Source organism: Variovorax sp. GW821-FHT09B05 (genome assembly GCF_059418265.1).
The window spans coordinates 145,869-159,885 of sequence record NZ_JBWKPN010000006.1 but is presented as its reverse complement, the minus strand read 5'-3'; the positions used below and the strand labels follow the sequence as shown (position 1 = coordinate 159,885).

Annotated in this window: 13 protein-coding genes; 2 read left to right on the top strand and 11 right to left on the bottom strand. The window is 68.8% G+C overall.

What is annotated here, in order from left to right; translation table 11 throughout:
* Positions 1-38: 38 nt before the first annotated feature.
* The 5 genes from AC07RM_RS17495 to AC07RM_RS17475 all read right to left on the bottom strand — a co-directional run bounded on the left by AC07RM_RS17495 (position 39) and on the right by AC07RM_RS17475 (position 5,839).
* Complete coding sequence (locus AC07RM_RS17495) at positions 39-1,040, bottom strand: FecR domain-containing protein (protein ID WP_495335330.1); 1,002 nt, start codon at positions 1,038-1,040, stop codon at positions 39-41.
* 5 nt (positions 1,041-1,045) lie between these two features.
* The gene (locus AC07RM_RS17490) at positions 1,046-1,549 is read right to left on the bottom strand and encodes a sigma-70 family RNA polymerase sigma factor (protein ID WP_495335494.1); all 504 of its coding nucleotides are present in this window, start codon (positions 1,547-1,549) and stop codon (positions 1,046-1,048) included.
* 101 nt (positions 1,550-1,650) lie between these two features.
* Positions 1,651-4,122 (bottom strand): TonB-dependent siderophore receptor, encoded by a 2,472-nt coding sequence (locus AC07RM_RS17485; protein WP_495335329.1) that lies wholly within the window; start codon positions 4,120-4,122, stop codon positions 1,651-1,653.
* Between the two features lie 123 nt (positions 4,123-4,245).
* Complete coding sequence (locus AC07RM_RS17480) at positions 4,246-5,241, bottom strand: FecR domain-containing protein (protein ID WP_495335328.1); 996 nt, start codon at positions 5,239-5,241, stop codon at positions 4,246-4,248.
* A gap of 61 nt (positions 5,242-5,302) precedes the next feature.
* Complete coding sequence (locus AC07RM_RS17475; protein WP_495316926.1) at positions 5,303-5,839, bottom strand: sigma-70 family RNA polymerase sigma factor; 537 nt, start codon at positions 5,837-5,839, stop codon at positions 5,303-5,305.
* Positions 5,840-6,005: 166 nt separating this feature from the next.
* On the opposite strand from AC07RM_RS17475, the gene xth reads away from it, so the two are divergent.
* Positions 6,006-6,791 (top strand): exodeoxyribonuclease III, encoded by a 786-nt coding sequence (gene xth, locus AC07RM_RS17470; RefSeq protein ID WP_093343378.1) that lies wholly within the window; start codon positions 6,006-6,008, stop codon positions 6,789-6,791.
* Entirely contained in the window at positions 6,784-7,335 is a 552-nt protein-coding gene (locus AC07RM_RS17465; protein WP_495335327.1) for a hypothetical protein, read from the top strand. Before xth ends, AC07RM_RS17465 begins: the two co-directional genes overlap by 8 nt.
* A 54-nt stretch (positions 7,336-7,389) precedes the next feature.
* On the opposite strand, the gene ntrC is transcribed toward AC07RM_RS17465, so the two are convergent.
* The 6 genes from ntrC to AC07RM_RS17435 form a co-directional block, all read right to left on the bottom strand.
* Positions 7,390-8,940, bottom strand: a complete 1,551-nt coding sequence (gene ntrC, locus AC07RM_RS17460; protein ID WP_495335326.1) for a nitrogen regulation protein NR(I) — start codon at positions 8,938-8,940, stop codon at positions 7,390-7,392.
* A gap of 24 nt (positions 8,941-8,964) precedes the next feature.
* The gene (gene glnL / locus AC07RM_RS17455; protein WP_093343381.1) at positions 8,965-10,044 is read right to left on the bottom strand and encodes a nitrogen regulation protein NR(II); all 1,080 of its coding nucleotides are present in this window, start codon (positions 10,042-10,044) and stop codon (positions 8,965-8,967) included.
* A gap of 40 nt (positions 10,045-10,084) precedes the next feature.
* Positions 10,085-10,588: a hypothetical protein gene (locus AC07RM_RS17450; protein WP_093343383.1), complete on the bottom strand. Its 504-nt coding sequence runs from the start codon at positions 10,586-10,588 to the stop codon at positions 10,085-10,087.
* 147 nt (positions 10,589-10,735) lie between these two features.
* Positions 10,736-12,151, bottom strand: coding sequence for a type I glutamate--ammonia ligase (gene glnA, locus AC07RM_RS17445; protein WP_093343384.1), 1,416 nt, complete (start codon positions 12,149-12,151; stop codon positions 10,736-10,738).
* A gap of 147 nt (positions 12,152-12,298) precedes the next feature.
* Complete coding sequence (locus AC07RM_RS17440) at positions 12,299-13,099, bottom strand: competence/damage-inducible protein A (protein WP_495335325.1); 801 nt, start codon at positions 13,097-13,099, stop codon at positions 12,299-12,301.
* The gene (locus AC07RM_RS17435) at positions 13,096-13,977 is read right to left on the bottom strand and encodes an EI24 domain-containing protein (protein ID WP_495335324.1); all 882 of its coding nucleotides are present in this window, start codon (positions 13,975-13,977) and stop codon (positions 13,096-13,098) included. The genes AC07RM_RS17440 and AC07RM_RS17435 overlap by 4 nt, the downstream gene beginning before the upstream one ends.
* Positions 13,978-14,017: the final 40 nt, after the last annotated feature.

Below are 14,017 nucleotides of genomic sequence, written 5' to 3'. Positions count from 1 at the left end.
GTTCTTCCCCTCCTTGCCAGCCGAAACGAAAAAAAGTCTCACCCCTTGGTGGAAATATTTCTGGGCACCAGCGTGACCCAGTAGCCGCGCAGCCGCGTGAGCGCGTCCACCGGATAGGTCGACACCAGCATGCGCAGCACGCGGTCGGTGTCGTCGAGAGGGAAGGCGCCCGAGATGCGCAGCCCGGCGACGGCCGCGTCGCAATGCAGCGCGCCGGGCCGGTAGCGCGACAGCTCGGCCGCGAAATCGGCCAGCCGCATCTCGTCGGCCAGCAGCATGGCCTGGGTCCACGCCACGCGGCTCTCGTCCGCGAGGGCGAAGGCCTCGATGCCATCGGCGCCGAAGCGGGTCTGCTGCCCGGCCGGCAGCACGCGCGACGCGCCACGCTTGGGCGTGACGCGCACCGCGCCCTCGAACACCGCGACCGCGGTCGCGCCCTCTTCCTCCCTGCGCACGCTGAAGCGCGTGCCCAGCGCCTCCAGCGTGCCGCCGCCGGCCTGCACGCGGAACGGCCGGTGCGCCGCGGCGGTGTCGGGTGCGGTCGCGACCAGGATCGCGCCCGCATGCAGCACGAGCAGGCGCTGCGCCGCGTCGAAGCGCACGTCGACCGCGCTCGCGGTGTCGAGCGTGAGGCGGCTGCCGTCGGCGAGCTGGAGCTCGCGGCGTTCGCCCGTGGCGGTGCGGTGCTCGGCGGTCCAGCCGCGTTCGCCCGCGAAGCGCCAGCCGAGCCAGCCCGCGGGCACGGCTGCCAGCAGCGCGGCCAGACGGCCGATGGCGGCGCGGCGGCCGCCATGGCGCGAGGAGCGTGCGAGCGACGGCATGGCCAGCGCCGACGGCAGGCCGCCGAGCTTGTTCATCAGCAACTCGGCGCGCGCCCAGGCACGGGCATGGTCAGGATGGCTCTGGCGCCAGCGCTCGCAGGCGCGGCGGTCGGCATCGGTCGCGGCGCTGTCGTGCAGGCGCATCAGCCACTCGGCGGCCTCGTCGAGCACGCGCGGCGGCAGCGCCGCCGATGGCGCATCGGCGGTGGAGGACGGCACCGCGCTCACGCCATCAGCGCCAGGCAGCCGCGGAAGCCCTGCTGCATGTAGCGCTTGACCGTGACCAGCGACACGCCGAGCTCGCGCGCGATGTCCTCGTACTTCAGGCCTTCGATCTGCGACAGCAGGAAGGCGCGCCGCGCGGCCGGCTTGAGGCTGTCGAGCATGGCGTCGATCTCGTGCAGGGTCTGCAGGATGATCAGCCGCTGCTCGGGCGACGGCGCCTCGGGCTCGGGCATCACGGCCAGCGCCTCGAGGTAGGCACGCTCGAGCGCCTGGCGCTGGTACCAGTTCACCAGGATGTTCTTGGCCACGCTCGTGAGGTAGGCGCGCGGCTGCGCGATCACCTCGGGGTTGCGCGCGGTCAGCAGCCGCGCGAAGGTGTCCTGCGCCAGGTCGGCCGCGTCGAAGGAATTGCCGAGCTTCCTGCGCAGCCACGACTGGAGCCAGCCGTGGTGGTCGCTGTAGAGGGTGTGGACTTGCTGGAAGTCGGCTTCGGCGGCGGGAATGGCGGACACGGCGAACGGCGTTGGCGGCCGGGCTGCCGCACACAAATAAGAATTGTTCTCATTTTAGACGGATGTCCGCGCCCCCGCCCTCCGCCGCCGGCTCAGAGCTTGGGCGTGTACTTCACCGTGAACATCAGGTTGCGCGGGTCGCCGTAGTTGTTGTTGCCGTTGGTCTCGTTGAAGGCCGGGATGTAGTAGCGCTTGTCGAACACGTTGTAGACGTTGAGCGCCAGGCTCAGTTCGGGCGTCGCCTGGTAGGCCACGCGCGCGCTCCAGACCATGAAGCCCGGCACCTTGAACGAGCGGTCGTAGCCCAGCGTGCTGCTCTGCACCGTGAAGCCGCCGCCCACGCTGAGCCGGCTCCATGCGCCCGGCAGCCGGTAGTCGCTCCACACGCGCAGCATGTGTCGCGGCGTCCACTGGCTGAAGACCTGGCCCTGGTTGTCGGGGTCCTCGAGGAATTTGGTCGTGTTGTAGGTGTAGCCGGCCGTGAGCTGCAGCCGCGGCGCGATCTCGCCGCTGAGCTCGGCCTCGAAGCCTTGGCTGCGCACCTTGCCCGAGGACTTGTAGCAGTACCAGTCGTCGCAGGCATAGCCGTTGTCGTAATCGGTCACGGCGCGGTTGCGGTGGTCGTAGCGGAACACGGCCAGCGAGGCATTGAGCCGGCCGTCCATCAGCTCGCCCTTCAGGCCCAGCTCGTAGTTGCGGCCGGTGATCGGCTTCAGCGGCTCGTTGTTCAGCGCGCGTTCGGACTGCGGTTCGAACACCTCGGTGACGCTGCCGTAGGCCGACCACTGCCGGTCGAGCGCGAACACCAGGCCGACATAGGGCGTGATCTTTGCGTTGGTGCTGACGGTGCTGCGGGTGTCGCGGGTGCGGTCGGCATAGAGGTAGTCGTACCAGCTCGCGCGCGCGCCGAGGATGGCCGTCAGCGGCTCCGCGAGCTTCACGCGCCAGCTGCCGTACAGGCCCGACTGGCTGATGTCGTACTCGGTGTGGCTCTTGGTGCCACCCGCCGCGAGGATGGTCTCGTAGTTCTGCGCCGGCCGGTAGTGGTCGGGCGCGAAGATGTTGCCGCCGCTCGTGAAGCGGCGGCCGAAGCGGTCCTTCGAGGTGTACTTGGCGTAGTTCGCGCCGACCGTCAGGTCATGCTCCATCGACAGCGCCTCGAAGCGGCCGCGCACGTAGACGTCGAGCCCGGCCTTCTTCGAATCGAACAGGTTGTCCCAGTCGGCGAAGCTCAGCCCGCTGCCGTCGGGCTGCACGTTGCCATGCATGCGCTGGTGCTGCGAGGCATTGCGCTCGTTCATGCGCAGCGCCGAGGCCTTGAGCTTCCAGTTCGCGTTGAAGCGATGCTCCAGGTCGGCATAGAGGGTGGTCTGCTCGCTGTCGTGGCGGTTCCACCAGGCGCCCGTGTACACCGAGCGAGGCAGCCCGATATCGCTGCCGTCGGGATAGCGCGGAAAGCCGCGCAGCATGGGGCGGCCGCTGCCCTTCATCTGGCTGATGCCCAGGCCGAGGGTGGTGTCCGGCGACAGGTCGTAGTCGATCGCGCCATAGAGCGAGCGCGTGCGGCTCCAGACGAAATCGGTGAACGAGTGGCTGCGGTCCTCGTCGATCACCACGCGCCCGCGCAGCGTGCCCTCGGCATTGAGCGGCCCGCCCGCGTCGAGCTGCGCGCCGTAGTGGTTCCAGCTGCCCGCCTTGCCGGTCAGCACCAGCGTCTTCTCGGCCTGGCCGCGCTTGCGCACCAGGTTGACGGCGCCGCCCGGGCTGCCCGTGCCCTGCAGCAGGCCCGCGGCGCCGCGCAGTACCTCGAGGCGGTCGTGGAACACCAGCGCCTCGGTGGCCCAGTTGCCCAGCGAATACCAGTTGCGCGGCACCGGCACGCCGTCGTACTGCCAGGCATCGATCTGGAAGCCGCGCGACGACAGCACCATGCCCGGTCCCACGCCCTTCACGCCGACCACGCCGGTGACGGCATTGGCCGCATCGCGCAGGTCGACGAGGCCCTGGTCGTCGAGCCGCTGGCGCGTGAGCACGCTGACCGACTGCGGGATGTCCTTCGCCGCCTGCTCGCCCTTGCCGATCGTCAGCAGCGGCGCGGCATAGGCGCGCGTGCCCTCGCTGGTGGCGCTGCGCACCGGGGCCGCCGTGACGGTGATCGGCGCGAGCGTGGCGCCCGCGGCATCGCTCTCGGTGCCGGCCGCGGCGGGGCGCAGCACATAGGCACCGCCCGAGCCGCCGGCGGCCTCGAGCCCCGAGCCCGCGAGCAGGCGCGCGAAGGCTTCGCGCACGCCATGGCTGCCCTGCAGGCCCGGCGATCGCTTGTTCTGCACCAGGGCCGGCGGCATCGTGAGGCTCAGGCCCGCGGCGGCGGCGAAGCTGGCGAGCGCGTCGTCGAGCGGGCCCGCGGCGATGCTGTAGGCCCTGGGCTGTTCGGCCTGGGCCGTGGCGTCGGCGCCCTGCGCCTGGGCCGCGGTGCCGCCGGCGGCACAGGCCATGGCGAGCAAGGCGCCATGCACCGCGCGCGCGATGCGGGAATCGAAGAAAAACGGAGGGCGACGGGCCATGGGGAGATCTCTCGCAAGAAGGTGTGAAGTGGCTGTTCCTCAAGGCTTCACACGCGAGAAGAAGAAAAGGGACACGGCGCGGCGGATTTTTTTCGCCGGCCGGCCCGGCGCGCTCGCGCGCCCTCAGCCGCCGGCCGGTGCCACCGTCACCCAATAGCGCGTGCGCGACAGCACCCGCACCGGCAAGGCCTGCGGCAGGCTGTCGAGCACGGGCGTGGTGTCGCGCAACTGGAAGACGCCCGAGACGCGCAGCTCGGCCACCGCGGGATCGCAATGCAGCACCCCGGGCCGGTAGCGGCCGAGCTCGGTGAGGAAGTCGTGCAGGCGCATGTTCTTCACGCGCAGCACGCCGCGCGACCAGTCGTCGGCCCCCGGGTCCAGCGCGCCCGGCGCATCGACCGCCAACGCGGAGAAGCCGGCCTGCTCGCCGGCGCGCACCACCACCACGAGACCCTGCGCATCGTCGGGCCGGACCTCGACCGCGCCCTCGAGCACGCCCACGTGGCTGCGCCGGTCCTCGCGCTGCCGCACCACGAAGCGCGTGCCCAGCGCGCGCAGCCGGCCTTGCGCGGTCTCGACCACGAAGGGGCGGTAGGCGGGGTCGTCGGCGGGCACGCGGTCGGGCGCGGTGTCGATCAGGATCTCGCCCGCGCGCAGGCGCACCCGCCGCAGCGTGGTGTCGTAGGCCACGTCGATGGCCGTCGCGGTGTTGAGCTGGATGCGCGTGCCGTCCGGCAGGCGCACTTCGCGCCGCTCGCCGGTGGCGGTGCGGTGGTCGGCCAGCCACTCGCGTGCCGGCGAAGCGCGCCATGCGACCCAGCCGGCGGGTACGGCAGCGAGCAGCAACGCGAGCGTCTTGACCGCGGCGCGGCGGTCGGCCCGCACCGTGCGCCCCAGCGCGGGCATCGCCAGCGCGCCCGGCAGCAGGCCGAACTTGCGGCTCACCTGCTCGGCGCGCTGCCAGGCGTCCTCATGGGCCGGATCGGCCGCGCGCCATTGCGTCCAGCGCATGCGGTCGGCGGCCGTGGCCTCGCCCGACTGCAGCAGCAGGAAGCCCTGAGCGGCCTGCGTGGCGACGGCCTTGTCGACCACCACGCGCTGCGCGCTCGCAGCGCTCATTGAAATACCTTCGTGCTTCGCACTGCGGTGCGAGCTTGCTTGGGGCGGCCCGGCGCGGCGCTCATGCGGCCAGCAGGATGCAGTGCGCCATCGCCTCGGCCATGTAGCGCTTCACCGTGCGCTCGCTCACGCCCAGCCGGGTCGCGATCTCGGCATAGCCCAGCCCTTCGAGCTGCGCCATCAGGAAGGCCTGCCGCACCGGCGGCGCGAGGCCGTCGAGCATCGCGTCGATCTCCTGCAGCGTTTCGAGAATGATCGCCTGCTGCTCCGGCGACGGCGCCAGCGGCTCGGGCATCGCGCCCAGCGCATCGAGGTAGGCCTGCTCGAGCGAGCGCCGCCGGTACAGGTTCGCGAGCAGACGCTTGGCGACGACCGTCAGGTAGGCACGCGGCTCGCGCAGCTGCCAGTCGCCCTGCTTCTCGGGCGTGTGATCGGGCGCCGTGAGGATGCGCAGGAAGGTGTCCTGCGCCAGGTCCGCGGCATCGAAGGAATTGCCCAGCCTGCCGCGCAGCCAGCCCAGCAGCCAGCCGTGGTGGCCACGGTAGAGGGCATGGACATGCGCATGGGGCTGCGGGTGAAGGGCGGAATCGGCGTTCATTCTTTCGAACGGCGTGCGGGGATCGCGGCCTCATGAATACGAATTGTTCTCATCTTAGTCGATCGGGCGATGGCGCCCGCGCGTTTCGGTATAACCACGGACACGCCAGCCGCAAGGCCCACCCCACACTCCAGCAGTTGTCGAGCAACGACAACTCACCCACCCCATGAAGATCGCCACCTGGAACGTCAACTCCCTCACCGCCCGCCTGCAGCACGTGCTCGACTGGCTGATCGCCAACCCGGTCGACGTGCTGTGCCTGCAGGAACTCAAGATGAGCGACGACAAGTTCCCGCTCGAGATCCTCAAGTCGGCCGGCTATGACGCGGCGGTGTTCGGACAGAAGACCTACAACGGGGTCGCGATCCTGAGCCTGGCGCCGGTGCGCGACGTGGTGAAGAACATCGGCGGCTTCACCGACGACCAGTCGCGCGTGATCGCCGCCACCATCGACACGCCGCGCGGACCGGTGCGCGTGGTCAACGGCTACTTCGTCAACGGCCAGGCGCCGGGCTCCGACAAGTTCGCCTACAAGATGAAGTGGCTGGACGCGCTGCGCGAGTGGCTGCGTGCCGAACTGGCCGCGAATCCGAACCTGGTGCTGCTGGGCGACTTCAACATCACGCCCGAGGACCGCGACAGCTTCGACCCGGTGGGCCTGAAGGAAACCATCCACCACACGACCGAGGAGCGCGACCACTTCAAGCAGTTGCTCGGCCTGGGCCTGACCGACAGCTTCCGGATGTTCGAGCAGCCCGAGAAGAGCTACTCGTGGTGGGACTACCGCATGCTCGGCTACCAGAAGAACCGCGGGCTGCGCATCGACCACGTGCTGGTGAGCGACGCGCTCAAGCCGCAGGTCAAGGGCTGCGTGATCGACCGCGTGCCGCGCAAATGGGAAAAGCCCAGCGACCATGCGCCGGTGGTGCTCGACGTGGACCTCGGTGGCTGAGGCCGGAAAGCGCCGCGTCGCGGCGATCGCCAAGGCCGTGGCCACGGCCACGCTGGCACTGTCGCTCGCAGCCTGCGGCGTGTTCGACAAGAAGCCCGCGAGCGGCGGCGAGAGTCCCGCGAGCCCCGGCACCACCGCCACCGCGCCCGACGACGGCCCGCCCGCGAAGTCCGACGTGCCCACGGTGCGCCTCATCACGACGCAGACGCCCGTGGTGCGGGCCTACCGCAAGATCGGCGCGCGCCACATCTACACGAAGTACGCGCAACGCATCTACAAGGGCAAGATCCCGCCGCTGGTCTACGCGGTGGTGGTGGTCGAGACGGACATCGACGCGAACGGCAAGGTCACGGGCGTCACCTTCAGCCGCATACCGAGCCATGCGCCCGAGGTGCCGCCGATGATCGAGGAGCTGATCAAGGCGGCCTCGCCGCTGCCCAACCCGGGCAAGCTGGGCGGCCACACCTACATCGACACCTGGCTCTGGGACAAGAGCGGGAAGTTCCAGCTCGATTCGCTGACGCAGGGACAACGCAGCCGCTGAGTCTCCGACAGGAAGACGAGCCGCGCGGCGCTGAGGCCGCGGGCTCGCCGGGCATCACTCGATGCCGAGTTCCTGGATCTTGCGCGTGATGGTGTTGCGGCCGATGCCGAGCTTCTGCGCGGCCTCGATGCGGCGGCCGCGCGTGCTCGACAGCGCCGTGAGGATCAGGCGCGATTCGAAGCGGCGCGACAACACGTCCCACACATCGGTGCGACCGGCCGCGAGCAGCGCCTGGGCTTCGGCCTCGAGACCGCTTTCCCAGTTGCCGGCGGAGTCCGCGGGTGCGGGCGCTGCGACGGCAGGCGCCGAAACGGCACCGTCGGCCACCGCGCCCGCGAAAGGCGTGGACGCATGCGGCGTCACGGGCACGGCAGCCGTTGCATACGCCACGGGCTCGCCCGCATGGCTGTCGGGCGCCAGCAGCGGCGCGGCACCCGAGGCCAGCACCTCGGGCGGCAGGTCCTTGGCCTCGATCAGTTGCGCCGGTGCCATCACGGTCAGCCAGTGGCAGATGTTCTCGAGCTGGCGGACGTTGCCGGGGAAGTTGAAGCCCGCGAGCTTGGCCAGCGCCGCATCGGAGATGCGCTTGGGCTCGACGCCGAGCTGCCGCGCGCTCTGCTGCAGGAAGTGGCGCGTGAGCGCGGGCACGTCCTCGCCACGCTCGCGCAGCGCGGGCAGCCGCAGGCGGATGACGTTGAGGCGGTGGAACAGGTCTTCGCGGAAGCCGCCGAGCTTCACGCGCTGCTCGAGATCCTGGTGGGTGGCCGCGATGACGCGCACGTTGGCCTTGACCGAGTTGTGGCCGCCCACGCGGTAGAAGTGGCCGTCGCTGAGCACGCGCAAGAGGCGCGTCTGCAGGTCGAAGGGCATGTCGCCGATTTCGTCGAGGAACAGCGTGCCGCCCTCGGCCTGCTCGAAGCGGCCGCGCCGCATGGTCTGCGCGCCCGTGAAGGCGCCGCGCTCATGGCCGAAGAGTTCGCTCTCGAGCAGGTCCTTGGGGATGGCCGCGGTGTTGATGGCGACGAAGGGGCCGTTGGCGCGCGGCGAGTGCTTGTGCAGCGCGCGCGCCACGAGCTCCTTGCCCGAACCCGATTCGCCGGTGATCAGCACGGTGACGTTGCTTTGCGAGAGCCGGCCGATGGCGCGGAACACGTCCTGCATCGCGGGCGCCTGGCCGAGCATCTCGGGTGCGGCGACCATGCGTTCCTCGGCCACTTCCTCGCGCTGGCTCTCGTCGACGGCGCGGCGGATCAGCTCGACCGCGCGCGGCAGGTCGAAGGGCTTGGGCAGGTATTCGAAGGCGCCGCCCTGGAACGCCGAGACGGCGCTGTCGAGGTCGGAGAAGGCCGTCATGATGATGACCGGCAGGCCCGGATGCTTGGCCTTGATCTTGTCGAGCAGCTCGAGCCCGGAACCGCCGGGCATGCGGATGTCGCTCACCAGGACCTGCGGGCCCTGCTGCTCGTCCTCGGCGGCCTGTTCGAGGGCCGCCAGCACTTCGCGCGTGTTGGTGAAACTGCGGGTCGGAAGGTCCTCCCGCAGCAAGGCCTTCTCCAGCACGAAGCGGATCGATTGGTCGTCATCAACTATCCAGATCGGCTTCATGCATCTCCTTGTTGCCGGTGGCTGCTAGGGCAGCGGAATCAATATCTTGAAATCGGTTCGGCCCGGGACACTGTCGCACTCGATCACGCCGTGATGCTGTTGCACAAAAGTCTGTGCGAGCGTCAAACCCAGCCCTGTACCACCCTCTCTGCCCGACACCAGCGGATAGAAGATTCGGTCCTTGATCGCGTCCGGCACGCCCGGTCCATTGTCGATGACATGCAATTCCAGTGCCAATCGATACCACTGCTTGTTGAAGATCACCTGGCGCGCGACCCGGGTCTTGAAAGTGATGCACGCATCGCCGGCCGCGCGGCGTTCGGCCAGGGCCTGCGCGGCGTTGTGGACGATGTTGAGCGTGGCCTGGATCAGCTGCTCGCGGTCGCCGCGGAACTCGGGGATCGAGACGTCGAAGTCGCGCTCGATGTGCAGGTCGCGCGGGAACTCCGCGAGGATCACCGAGCGCACGCGCTCGCAGACCTCGTGAATGTTGACGTCGCCCACCACGTGGGGCCGGCGGTGCGGCGCCAGCAGGCGGTCGACCAGCGTCTGCAGCCGGTCGGCCTCGTGGATGATGACCTGGGTGTATTCGATGAGGTCGCGCGACTCGACCTCCATCTGCAGCAGCTGCGCGGCGCCGCGGATGCCGCCGAGCGGGTTCTTGATCTCGTGCGCGAGGTTGCGGATCAGTTCCTTGTTGGCCTGCGCCTGGTCGAGCAGCCGCTCCTCGCGGTCCTGCCGCACCTGGTGCTCGAGCGGCAGCATCTCGACGATCAGTTCGCCGGCCTTCTCGCCCTTGGCCAGCGTGACCTGCACCGGCATCAGCTCGTGGTTGACGCGGCGCAGGAAGGCCTCGTAGCGCAGGGTGGCGAAGTCGTTGGCGCTCGCGCCGTCGATGGCGGTGCGCAGCACCTGGGGTTCGTGGAAGCAGGCGCCGAACTGCGAGCCCTCGAGCGTGCGGCGCGAGGTGCCGAGCGCATCTTCGAGGCCGGCATTGGCGAACAGCACCGAGCCCTTGCTGTTGACGACCGCGATCAGGGTCGACAGCAGGTCGAAGGCCTGAAAGCGCGGACTGGCGCTTGCCGCCTTCTTTCCGAAAGCCATGGAAATCCTGTGGTGTTCGTCCTGCCGATGCAGGAACGGGTTAGTTCTTGGGTGCCGGCAGGCGGCTGATCTCGCGGCGGATGCCGGCGATGTCGCTTTCGTTGCGGGCCAGTTCGGCCTTCATCTCGGCCACGCGGTCGAGGTACTTCTGATAGTTGCGGCCTTCGCTGCCCTGCTTCTCGGGCTCGCCGTTGTTGTATTCCTTCTGCAGCTCGGCCTGGCGGGACTCGGCCTTGCGCAGCTCGGACTCGAGCACCGAGCGCGCCTCGCCGTCGCGCGCGCGCTGGTCGGAACCCTCGACGCGCGGGCTGCCGGCCGGCGAGCGGGCCGCGGAGGTCGAAGCGGCGGCACCGCCGAGCGCGGCGCGCGAGGCGCCCTGCACGACGGTGACGTTGCCGCCCTCCATCACCTTGCAGCCGCGCTGCTGCGCGACGGTGGCGTTGTTGGTGTATTCGTTCCCGCAACGCCAGACGCGCTCCTGGGCAAGCGCCGGCAGGGCGAACAGGGAAGCGGCCAGGAGGAGAAGTGGTGCGGCAGTCTTCATGGGATCTTGGGGGCCTCGAGGGCCCGGGAGAGCGCGAAAAGGCGCATTTTCATGCAATTCGACGCCCCCGATGACAGGATGTTCCGGCCCCAATGAAAAGGACGGCCGAGGCCGTCCTTTCGTGTTACTCCGAGCGGGAAACCGCGATCAGAGCGAGTAGTACATGTCGAATTCGACCGGGTGCGTGGCCATGCGGAAGCGCGTGACTTCCTGCATCTTCAGGTCGATGTAGGCATCGATGTACGCATCGGTGAACACGCCGCCCTTGGTCAGGAAGGCACGGTCCTTGTCGAGGTACTCGAGGGCCTGATCGAGGCTGTGGCAGACGGTCGGGATCAGCGCGTCTTCTTCCGGCGGCAGATGGTAGAGGTCCTTGCTCGCGGCTTCGCCCGGGTGGATCTTGTTTTCCACGCCGTCGAGACCGGCCATCAGCAGCGCGGCGAAACCGAGGTACGGGTTCATCAGCGGATCGGGGAAGCGCGCTTCGACGCGGCGGCCCTTGGGGTTCGCCACGAACGGGATGCGGATCGAGGCCGAGCGGTTCTTGGCCGAGTAGGCCAGCTTCACCGGGGCTTCGAAGCCGGGGACCAGGCGCTTGTAGCTGTTGGTGCCGGGGTTCGTGATGGCGTTCAGGGCACGGGCGTGCTTGATGATGCCGCCGATGTAGTGCAGCGCGAAGTCCGACAGGCCGGCATAGCCGTCACCGGCGAACAGGTTCTTGCCGTCCTTCCAGACCGACTGGTGCACGTGCATGCCCGAGCCGTTGTCGCCGACGATGGGCTTGGGCATGAAGGTGGCGGTCTTGCCGTAGGCGTGGGCCACGTTGTGGATCACGTACTTCTGCAGCTGGACCCAGTCGGCGCGCTGGATCAGCGTGCTGAACTTGGTGCCGAGTTCCATCTGGCCGGCGTTGGCCACTTCATGGTGATGCACTTCGACCGGGATGCCCAGCGATTCGAGCACCAGGCACATTTCCGAACGCATGTCCTGGAAGCTGTCGACCGGGGGAACCGGGAAGTAGCCACCCTTGACGGCGGGACGGTGGCCGCTGTTGCCGTGCTCGTATTCCTTGTCGGTGTTCCACGAGGCTTCTTCGGAATCGATCTTCACGAAGCAGCCCGACATGTCGTTCTTCCAGCGCACGCCGTCGAACACGAAGAATTCGGGCTCCGGACCGAAGTAGGCCGTGTCGCCCAGGCCCGAGGCCTTCATGTAGGCTTCGGCGCGCTTGGCCAGCGAACGGGGATCGCGCTCGTACGGCTTGCCGTCGGTCGGGTCGATCACGTCGCAGGTCAGGATCATCGTGGTCTCTTCGAAGAAGGGATCGATGTTCGCGGTGTTCGGGTCGGGCATCAGCTGCATGTCCGACGCCTCGATCCCCTTCCAGCCGGCGATGGACGAGCCGTCGAACGCGTGGCCCGAGCTGAACTTGTCTTCGTCGAAGTGCGACACGGGCACGGTCACGTGTTGTTCTTTACCGCGGGTGTCGGTGAAACGGAAGTCGACGAACTTGACCTCGTTTTCCTTCACGAGCTTCATGACGTCGGCGACGGTCTTTGCCATCAATTTCTCCTGAGTTGGATGGGTGGTTGGGAATACAGGGATGCGGGATGCAGTTTCTGTGCCATTGTCGCCTGCGATCAACAGCCGGCGGCGGGCACTTTGGAGGCCTGAAACTCGGCCGAATTCACCAAATTGGTGCCATTGAAATCAACGCACCAATTCTGGGCCAAGTTGCGCATTAAAAGTGTGCAGACCTTCGATGAGCTGGCCGTAGGCCGCGTCGAGCAGTTCCGGGTCGCCCTTGACGCCGAGCTCGATATGACGGCCGTACTGGGGGTGATCGACGCTCGGCAGGCTGAAAACCTTGATGCGCGCATGGCGCTCCTCGATCGCCTGCATCAGGGGCGTGAGGGTGGCTTCCATGGCACCGAAAACGATCACGGACTTCTCCAGGACCCGGGTCCGGACGAAAAGATCGGCATAACGGGCGTCGAGCACCGACTCGATCATCGGCCAGGCCATGACCGGGAAACCGGGCACGAAATGGACGTCGCCCACGCTGAAGCCCGGGATCTTGTTGTAGGGGTTGGCGATGATCCGGGCGCCCTCGGGAAACACGCCCATGTTGAGCCGGTGGATGTTGTCGGGCCGGTCGGGCTCGTAGGCCACGCCCTGCTCGCGCGCCGTGTCCTGCATGCGCTCGCGGATCAGCAGCTCGGCCTCGGGATGCAGCGCCAGCGGCACGCCCAGCGCCCTGGCGGCGCACTGGCGGGTGTGGTCGTCGGGCGTGGCGCCGATGCCGCCGGTCGAGAAGACGATGTCGCCCGAGGCGAAGGCGCGCGCCAGCGCGGCGGTGATGCGCTCGGGCACGTCGCCCACGTATTCGGCCCAGCCCAGTTGCAGCCCGCGCGCCGCGAGCAGCTCGATCACCTTGGGCATGTGCTTGTCGAGGCGCTTGCCCGAAAGGATCTCGTCGCCGACGACGATCAGGCCGAATTCACGGGTCATGGGGATTTCCATTGGGAGAGAACGGCCTGGTCGGCCTCGATGGCGGCGGCGTCGCCCGGAATGGCGGCCGCCGCGGCGGCCGCGCGCTGGCCGCGCAGCTGCGCCAGCGCATCGAGGCAGTAGTGGCCGAACCACAGGGCCGAGAAGGCGAAGACCAGGGTGTAGATCCAGATCGCGAGCGGCACCAGCACGAAGAAGGCGGCCGCGAACAGCAGGCCCGAGGCCCAGACGATGCTCGGCGCCGCGCCCAGGTAGCCGCAGAGCACGCCGATGCACAGGAGCGGCAGCCGGTGCGCGCGCAGCAAGGTGGCGCGCTCCTCGGCGCTGGCATGCTCGGCCAGCGCGTCGAAGCTCATCACGCGGTAGGTGAGCCAGCCCCAGATCAGCGGCGGCAGGATCAGCACCAGCGGGGGAATCAGCCACAGCGGCATCGAGACCACCAGCGCGAGCAGCGCCAGCACGGTCAGGCCGATGGAGCGCGCGACGCTGCCGAAGAAGGAGGCGCCCTTCTTGCGCTCGAGCGAGGGAAAGCGGCGCTCGGCCACCAGCCGCGTGAGCGCCGGCGCCATGAAGCCGGCCACGATCAGGAGCGACAGCACCACGATCAGCGGCGTGGCCGCGAACACCACGGCGAGCGGCGCCAGCACCGAGGTGACGTCGCCCGAGAACAGCCGCCCGATCCAGCCCCAGAAGCTGGCCAGCAGCGGCCAGGATTCGAGCGCGCCGCGCGTCCAGGCGACCGCGGCGTCCCAGTAGAAGTAGCCGAAGACGGCGGCCAGCAGCACCATCAGGCCCAGCGGCACCAACGACAGCACGATCACGCGCGGCAGCATGCAATAGGCCACCGCGCGCCAGAAGGAGTCGAGGAGCAGGCGCATCGGGCCGGAGGATAACCCGGCGCGCCCCGCGCGGCCGTGA

Coding starts and splice junctions, on each gene's coding strand:
- AC07RM_RS17440 (WP_495335325.1), bottom strand. CDS start 13,099: ATGACCCGTGAATTCGGCCTGATCGTCGTCGGCGACGAGATCCTTTCG.
- ntrC (WP_495335326.1), bottom strand. CDS start 8,940: ATGAAGCCGATCTGGATAGTTGATGACGACCAATCGATCCGCTTCGTG.
- xth (WP_093343378.1), top strand. CDS start 6,006: ATGAAGATCGCCACCTGGAACGTCAACTCCCTCACCGCCCGCCTGCAG.
- glnL (WP_093343381.1), bottom strand. CDS start 10,044: ATGGCTTTCGGAAAGAAGGCGGCAAGCGCCAGTCCGCGCTTTCAGGCC.
- AC07RM_RS17480 (WP_495335328.1), bottom strand. CDS start 5,241: ATGAGCGCTGCGAGCGCGCAGCGCGTGGTGGTCGACAAGGCCGTCGCC.
- AC07RM_RS17435 (WP_495335324.1), bottom strand. CDS start 13,977: ATGCGCCTGCTCCTCGACTCCTTCTGGCGCGCGGTGGCCTATTGCATG.
- glnA (WP_093343384.1), bottom strand. CDS start 12,151: ATGGCAAAGACCGTCGCCGACGTCATGAAGCTCGTGAAGGAAAACGAG.
- AC07RM_RS17485 (WP_495335329.1), bottom strand. CDS start 4,122: ATGGCCCGTCGCCCTCCGTTTTTCTTCGATTCCCGCATCGCGCGCGCG.
- AC07RM_RS17450 (WP_093343383.1), bottom strand. CDS start 10,588: ATGAAGACTGCCGCACCACTTCTCCTCCTGGCCGCTTCCCTGTTCGCC.
- AC07RM_RS17475 (WP_495316926.1), bottom strand. CDS start 5,839: ATGAACGCCGATTCCGCCCTTCACCCGCAGCCCCATGCGCATGTCCAT.